A 7,335-nucleotide genomic window follows, 5' to 3' on the forward strand; every position below is an offset into this window, starting at 1 on the left:
GCTGCGACAGGTGGTTCCGGTTCAGATGTGAGAGTTGTTTCGGAGTCTGTAGTGACTGGTTTGTCGGTAGTTGTTGAGGTTATTTCTGTGGCTGATTCACTCGCTGCGACAGGTGGTTCCGGTTCAGATGTGAGAGTTGTTTCGGAGTCTGTAGTGACTGGTTTGTCGGTAGTTGTTGATGTTGTTTCTGCCGCAGATTCAGTCGTTGCTAGAGGTTTTTCCGGTTCAGATGTGAAAGTTGTTTCAGAGTCTGTAGTGACTGGTTTGTCGGTAGTTGTTGATGTTGTTTCTGCGGTGACAGTCTTTTCATCAACAGGAGTTCCTGTAATTACATCTTTGTTTGCAGTGGGTTTTTCCGAAGTTGCGGCGCTGTTTGAGGGAAGTGGAGAATCTGATTGTGCACCGATGAGGGTGTCTGCGTCGGATGATTTTTGAGTGCTAGTTGGTGCTAAATTCAGCGTGTATTTGATGTCGCCGGTGATTTGCAAAACTTTGACTGAATAGTCTCCAGCTACTAAGCTGTCAGCGCTAATTGTTTCTGTCGCATTTCCCGGGTTGGTGGAACTGTAAAGTGTGGCGCCACTAGAGTTTAATAAAAATATGTCGGCATTCCCGTTCAAACCGTCGATCGACAATTGGAAACTTCCCGGACTGTTGATGCTAAATTTGTACAGGTCGTAGATATTTGTAGCGCCAACACTACCTGTGTAGCTTGTGCTGCCAGTCAATGCCCCGATGTTAAGTTCAGTCATACTACCCCTGAAAAATAGTTGCTTGAAAGCGCTGTTAATTATCTATCTGGGGGAACTTGAGGTTTTTATGCGAATCGCGGGAAATCGTTACATAAGTTTATATTTGGGTTGGCTTATCGCCCAAAATTTGCAATCTACCCGCATTTAATTTACTGGTTATTTTGCTGAAAACTCTTGTGGAGTGGGCATCCTGCCCGCCCGAAAGGTGCAATTTAAATACAGAAAAGCTTAGTTGCACTTGATTGCGGAAAGACCAAAGTGCGTGAATGTCAACAGTCACACGCCACCAGTCAAAGATTTCTCGCCCTCACGCATCCTACAAGTGCGATCGCCCGCAATCGATCGCCCCAGACGATCCCTTATCCCCTACAATAAACAAGCAATTATTATATTTTGAGTTATCCTGTGAGTCCTACTGCCGAAGTCAGCAATACCCTAAATGCGGGCGCTCTACCAACAGTTACCGCTACCGCAGCCCGCCGCGCTGTTTTTCCCTTCACTGCAATTGTTGGCCAGGAGGAGATGAAACTGGCGCTGCTGTTGAATGTCATCGATCCCAAAATTGGCGGGGTGATGATTATGGGCGATCGAGGTACTGGTAAATCTACCACAATCCGCGCCCTCACTGACTTGCTGCCAGAAATTGAGGTGGTGGCTGACGATCCTTTTAACAGTCATCCCACCGATCCGGATTTGATGAGTGATGAGGTGCGCGATCGCACTTTATCTCAAACTGACATTAAAATCGCCCGCAAAAAAGTTCAAATGGTAGACTTGCCTCTGGGCGCTACCGAAGACCGAGTTTGCGGTACGATCGACATCGAGAAAGCTTTGTCGGAAGGTGTTAAAGCTTTTGAACCCGGGCTTTTAGCTAAAGCTAACCGCGGCATTCTTTACGTTGATGAGGTCAATTTGCTCGACGATCATTTAGTCGATGTTTTGCTCGACTCGGCCGCCAGCGGTTGGAATACTGTTGAAAGAGAAGGCATTTCGATCCGCCACCCGGCTAAGTTTATTTTAATCGGTTCCGGCAACCCAGAAGAAGGAGAATTGCGGCCGCAGTTGCTCGACAGATTCGGGATGCACGCAGAAATTCGGACTGTGAAAGACCCGAATTTAAGAGTGGAAATTGTCGAACAGCGATCGAGCTTTGACCAAAATCCGGCGGAGTTTCTCGCGAAATATCAGCACGAACAAGATGAGATGCAGCAGAAGTTGGTGGAAGCTCAGGAAAGATTAAAATCGGTAACTATCGATCGAGAGTTGCGGGTAAAAATCTCCCAAGTTTGCGCTGAATTGGACGTAGACGGGCTGCGGGGCGATTTGGTGACAAATCGGGCTGCGAAAGCTTTCACGGCTTTGGAGTGCCGCACGGAGGTGACTGTGGACGATATTCGCCGGGTGATGACTCTGTGTTTGCGGCACCGGTTGCGGAAAGACCCGCTAGAATCAATAGATTCGGGGTATAAAGTGACCAAAGTGTTCGATCGAGTATTCGGCCTAGAAACAACTGAGGGGTAATTGGTAATTGGTAATTGGTAATTGGTAATTGGTGGTGATGAAACATTCCCGAAATTTTCATACCTTATTCCCCATTCCCAATTACTAATTCTGGCAATGGAAAAACGAATTTTAGGATTAGATCCGGGCTTGGCCCATCTCGGATACGGGGCAATTTCCTGTCAAATTGTTCCCGGCCAACAAGATAAAAACAGCGTTTCCCTGATTGATTGCGGCGTCATACAAACAACGCCAAAACAGGAAATGGGACAGCGGTTGAAAACAATTTACGACGATTTGCACGAGGTAATTGAACAGATTAAACCAGATCTAGCAATTGCCGAAAAACTGTTCTTTTACAAGATGGGAAATACCATACTTGTAGCCCAAGCGCGGGGGGTTTTGACGCTAGTATTGGCGCAGCGTGGAGTGCCGCTGTTCGAGTTTACGCCGGCTCAAATTAAGCAAGCTTTGACCGGGCGCGGTAATGCGGATAAATCTGAAGTGCAACAGGCTGTGGCGCGGGAGTTGGAGTTGGGTTACATTCCGAAACCCGACGATGCAGCGGATGCTTTGGCGGTGGCTTTGACTGGTTGGTACGATGATGATATTTGTCCGAAGAAAATACAGTTGGAAACAGGAAAAATTTGAGGCAATATCAAATCATCGGCAAATTAAGAACAAATCCGGGCAAGACATCTTCTCCCGATAAACTAACCGGAAATTGTACAATCTCTACCTCGCGAGAAGCGCGATAAATTTCCACTTGTTCGTCTTGAGGATTAATCAACCAACCCAAGCGCAAGCCACTGTTGAGATATTCCTGCATTTTCTCTTGAAGCTGCCGCAGCGGGTCTGTGCGCGAGCGCAATTCAATGACAAAATCAGGACAAATCGGCGGAAATTTCTCTTGTTCTTCTGCTGTTAAAGCCGACCATCTTTCCAAGCTAACCCAAGCCGCGTCTGGAGAGCGATCGCCATTATTTGGCAAGCGAAAAATTGTGGAAGAACTAAACACTCTCCCTAGCTGCGTTTGTTGATTCCACATCCAAACCAAGCCAATTAAATCCGCTTCTCGATTGCCGCTGACTCCGCCTACTGGTGACATAATGATAATTTCTCCTTTAGCTGTCCGTTCAAATTGCCAATCTCGATTCATCTGGCATAAACGGTAAAACTGTTCGTCTGTTAGTTCGACAGTATCTAAGTTTAAAGTAACGGTTGTCATTTTTCCTAACTCCCTAGAAATATGAGTCCTGCAAACAAATTTTAGCGCCACTTTTTGTCAATGACGGACGAAAATAATCTAATTTAACATCAGGCTTATGCAAGAGCACTTAAGCTTTCAAAGGGGTTTAAACCACAGGCAGACTAGGGTGGAAATGCCAGATACAGATCGTCGAATTTAACATAAGTCCTCTGCAAGAATACTTAAGCTTTGACACCTGTTTAAACTCCAGGCCGACTATTGCAAAGTGCAAAATTTTAGTTAAAAATGTAATTAAGTTCGATCGCCCAATTCCACCCTCAATCAAAAAAATGCTATAATATCAACTTTAATTGCTAAGCTGCTCCCGCCAGCAGAAAACACAGGAAAATAATATGGTGATTATTACCTCACAAGAAATTGCCCAATTTCGCTCGCAATTAGCGGAATATCCCCAAGCCCTAAAAGCCTTAGACGAAATCGAAGATTGCGAAGGTGACATCGAAGATGCAGCGATATCTCTAGCCATTCAAGCCGGACAAGAACCTAATATATCTGAAAATTGGTTGGATGGATTGGCCAAAAGATGTCGCGTTGCTATCTGCAAATCAGAGATTAAAGAAGAGTTGACAAACGGACAATTAAATGCAGCCTTTAGAGATTTAGTGGCCGCAAAAATTTGCCCGGATATTTTGGTGACTTCAGTGATTATTTATGTGTTTAAAACTGGGGTGAATGATTTTTGCGAGCCTCTCGAATATCAACTGTAAAACCATCGATGCAGTTAAGGTAGCCCCCATTTTATAACACATTATACTAAATCTGGGTTAAAAAATCCCGTTGATTCTCAGTCCGCGAAGGCGCGTGGCTGCGCGCCAGCGCTTAAGCGGACGAAAGTCTGACTGTTGAGCGATTTTAATCGCCCAATATTAGGGATTTTTAACCCAGATTTGGTATAAAACATGATATCCCGAGGCGAGATCGCAACTCTTCTCTAACCCTTTGCATTACTGTAACCAGCCGACCTCAAATCCGGCGACAAACCCAAAGATTTCCCCAGCAAACGAGCAAGTTGCACTAAAAAATTAGCAGTATCTTCGTCACCTTCGCGGGCCATTGAAGCCGATATCTGGATTAGCATTTGCACAAATCCCGCATCAATTAAATCGGAACAGGAACTCAAAACCTCTGGTTCTTGGCCGTTGGGGCAAGTAAGCACTCGCTCGATTAAGTTCAAATAAGCCTCTTGGCGTTCAGGATTCATTTTGGGAGGATTTGTACAGTAAATAATTTATTATTACGTTTAATTCAGTCGTGTCAATCAGGCGATCGAATAAGCGATCCCCGTTTTTCCTCTAGGAACTCCATTCAGTCGGGAATAGACAGAAGCTTAAAGAAAATCTTAAGTTTCTCAACGCTAGTTTAGTCGAGCTAAGATACTCTTCCCCGCACCCTACTATTACGGGACTCAGGAATATACAAAATGAAAATAGGAATATTTTTAGGAAATCTCGGAAATCCCGCCATCTACTATCCCAAACTTGCGACAATTACCGGCGGAGTAGCGGCGAGCATTTTTCTTTGCCAATTATTACAATGGCAATCACAACCGTCCAACTCCGGCGAATCGGTGAAAACCAACAGCAGCGAGATTGAAAAAGCCACCGGTTTAAATAGCGAAGAACAAGAACTCGCAAGACGCCTGCTCAAAGAGCGATCGCTCCTGAAAGAAAAATCGACAACTCCCAACACCGACACCATTGAAATCTGGGCGGACATTGATGCTTTCGAGGAAAAAATTAATAACTTTTGGACACCGAATTCGGGAGATATTATCACACAGACAAGCCGCGAAATCCACAATCACCCTGTTGAAATCTTCCCCGAAACATCACCTCCAAATCATGCAGTTAAAATCGACAAATATTTCGGGCAACCCCGCCAGCAAATAGCCGTTGCTGTCACCCCAAATTACCGATTTAGCGGCCCTTGGAACTCCCAAGAACAACTGCACAATTTTCAGCGAGCCTTAGAAGCATATGCTAAAGAGCGTAATTTAGGATTCGGCAATCCTTCTGGATGGGCATTTAAAATTATTGACAGCATGACAAAAGGCTTAACCTCGCCTTTTTGGGAGGAATTTATCGCCGGAATCCCTTTAGGAGAAAGTCAGAAAGTCAAGCGGGACTGGGAAATCGAGCCGGAAGTGCCTTATCCTGCTTTTGAAGAAGAGCGAATTCAGTATTACGTCCACAAAGGCGAACCGCTAGAAGCTGCAGTATCTAAAGCCCGTGCTGACTTGAGAAACCCTGTTTTGGGCAAGGATTTGTGGGAGGGATTTTTGCGAAAGTGCGATCGGCTTGCTGACGATGCAATCAAAGCCAAAAACCAAGGCATTGACACACCATATCTGCCCTCTTCCTTCAACGAAAAACCGCAAATTACCAAGGATAGCGTAATGCGGAAATTAGGGGCGATCGCGCCGCAATTAGCCCTCAATCAATCCACATCTGAGCCGATTCCAGCACTGCCGAAACTTGCTGAAACAGCATCGCCAACTCCCGCCGAAATTCCCAGTATTTCCTCTTTGCAAAAAGCTTACCAAACACCTCTCGGTCGAAGTATAGTAGAAAAACAAATAGCTGCAAATCCCGACTGGGGGTACGAAATAGTAGACGGTGAAATAGTCGAATCCATTCCTTTTTAGGAGGCGGATATGAAACGAATTAGCGATATCAATCCCCTGGGGGAAGAGCGAGCAAATCCTTCAGAGGAAGAGAGAGAAAAAATGCGGCGGGAAAGGTTGCAGCGAGAAAGAGATGAAGGATATCAAAAGTTAGTTGAACTCTGCAATTTTGGCGAATATGACATGGCAAAACAGCTTGCCAACCGCAACTATAATTGGGGTTATGAAATAGTGGGTCATATTGTGATGGAGAGGATAGATGGCGATCGTCTTCAATAAGGTATGGTGCGTCGCTATGAGATTTTCGATCTGATTTAAATATCTTCGATGGCGACGCACCATACAACTTGATATGTTGTGGAACGAGCCGAAAAGCCTGTTCCTAAGAATGGTGCAAATTGACTACCGCAATGTCTATGTCATAATTATAACTAAAACTTAAATAACTATCAAACTATGACAACTATTAATGCCAAAAACCTAACATTAGCAGAAGTACACCGTCTGTTCGGCTTTCAAAAGCAGTACACTAACTCGTTTACCTCTCTGTTATCCCTTGAAGATATAACAGAACACGAACAGCAGGAACTTATACAGATTAGGGATGACTTCGATGACTACATTTCAACGGATAGAGTTTCTGAAGGGTTGGTAAAAGCTCTGACTACCTTTCCCTTAATGCGATTGGCTGGCTTCTACCGTCGCCCGATTAAAATTAGTTTAGAACAAGACATCACCGAAATTAGCATTGAAGATGAAGATACTATCATTAAAGGACGGTTTGATATCTTAGCTGTCAACAGGATCAAACCCATCAGAAGCGATACATATTTTTTGGTTTTGGTGATTGAAAGTAAAAATTCTGGAATCAACGCATTGATAGGTTTATCCCAATTGCTAACCTATGCTTATCAAAATTTAAAGTATCAAGACACAATCTGGGGTTTGACAACAAACGGAATGCACTATCAGTTCGTCAATATTCAGGGTGGCAATAATCCAACTTATCAGCTAATGCCTTTGCTAAATCTGATGGAACCCGAACCTTCAATTTTGTTGCTGCAAGTTTTAAAAGCTATTTGCAAGCTGTGAAAAATGAAGCATAAATTTTCTCTATAGCGATCCTAAATGATTTTCTATGTACAATATTGATGAATTTTGGGAAAATCAAATTTATGTTCCTTAGTGAA

9 protein-coding genes are annotated in these 7,335 nt (G+C 44.2%); 6 read left to right on the forward strand and 3 right to left on the reverse strand.

Annotated features, from left to right (window positions below):
• The coding region (locus tag QUA80_RS31305; protein WP_333428827.1) for a PPC domain-containing protein at positions 1 to 752 on the reverse strand (752 nt) is incomplete at its 3' end.
• A 405-nt stretch (positions 753 to 1,157) separates the two neighbouring features.
• On the opposite strand from QUA80_RS31305, the gene bchI reads away from it, so the two are divergent.
• A complete protein-coding gene (gene bchI / locus QUA80_RS31310) occupies positions 1,158 to 2,273 on the forward strand; it encodes a magnesium chelatase ATPase subunit I (protein WP_333428828.1) in 1,116 nt (371 codons plus the stop codon).
• Between the two features lie 96 nt (positions 2,274 to 2,369).
• Positions 2,370 to 2,903: a crossover junction endodeoxyribonuclease RuvC gene (gene ruvC, locus QUA80_RS31315; RefSeq protein ID WP_333428829.1), complete on the forward strand. Its 534-nt coding sequence runs from the start codon at positions 2,370 to 2,372 to the stop codon at positions 2,901 to 2,903.
• A 7-nt stretch (positions 2,904 to 2,910) separates the two neighbouring features.
• Here the strand turns inward: ruvC and QUA80_RS31320 are convergent, their stop codons facing one another.
• The gene (locus QUA80_RS31320) at positions 2,911 to 3,480 is read right to left on the reverse strand and encodes a Uma2 family endonuclease (protein WP_333428830.1); all 570 of its coding nucleotides are present in this window, start codon (positions 3,478 to 3,480) and stop codon (positions 2,911 to 2,913) included.
• A gap of 374 nt (positions 3,481 to 3,854) precedes the next feature.
• Between QUA80_RS31320 and QUA80_RS31325 the strand changes: the two genes are divergently transcribed.
• Positions 3,855 to 4,229, forward strand: a complete 375-nt coding sequence (locus QUA80_RS31325) for a hypothetical protein (protein WP_333428831.1) — start codon at positions 3,855 to 3,857, stop codon at positions 4,227 to 4,229.
• 224 nt (positions 4,230 to 4,453) lie between these two features.
• Here the strand turns inward: QUA80_RS31325 and QUA80_RS31330 are convergent, their stop codons facing one another.
• The gene (locus tag QUA80_RS31330; protein WP_333428832.1) at positions 4,454 to 4,723 is read right to left on the reverse strand and encodes a hypothetical protein; all 270 of its coding nucleotides are present in this window, start codon (positions 4,721 to 4,723) and stop codon (positions 4,454 to 4,456) included.
• Positions 4,724 to 4,942: 219 nt separating this feature from the next.
• Between QUA80_RS31330 and QUA80_RS31335 the strand changes: the two genes are divergently transcribed.
• The 3 genes from QUA80_RS31335 (at position 4,943) to QUA80_RS31345 (ending at position 7,237) form a co-directional block, all read left to right on the forward strand.
• The gene (locus tag QUA80_RS31335; protein WP_333428833.1) at positions 4,943 to 6,166 is read left to right on the forward strand and encodes a hypothetical protein; all 1,224 of its coding nucleotides are present in this window, start codon (positions 4,943 to 4,945) and stop codon (positions 6,164 to 6,166) included.
• Between the two features lie 9 nt (positions 6,167 to 6,175).
• Positions 6,176 to 6,424, forward strand: a complete 249-nt coding sequence (locus QUA80_RS31340) for a hypothetical protein (protein ID WP_333428834.1) — start codon at positions 6,176 to 6,178, stop codon at positions 6,422 to 6,424.
• Between the two features lie 177 nt (positions 6,425 to 6,601).
• The gene (locus QUA80_RS31345) at positions 6,602 to 7,237 is read left to right on the forward strand and encodes a restriction endonuclease subunit R (RefSeq protein ID WP_333428835.1); all 636 of its coding nucleotides are present in this window, start codon (positions 6,602 to 6,604) and stop codon (positions 7,235 to 7,237) included.
• Positions 7,238 to 7,335: the final 98 nt, after the last annotated feature.

The sequence above is a fragment of the Microcoleus sp. F4-D5 genome (assembly GCF_036704885.1).
Lineage (GTDB): Bacteria > Cyanobacteriota > Cyanobacteriia > Cyanobacteriales > Microcoleaceae > Microcoleus.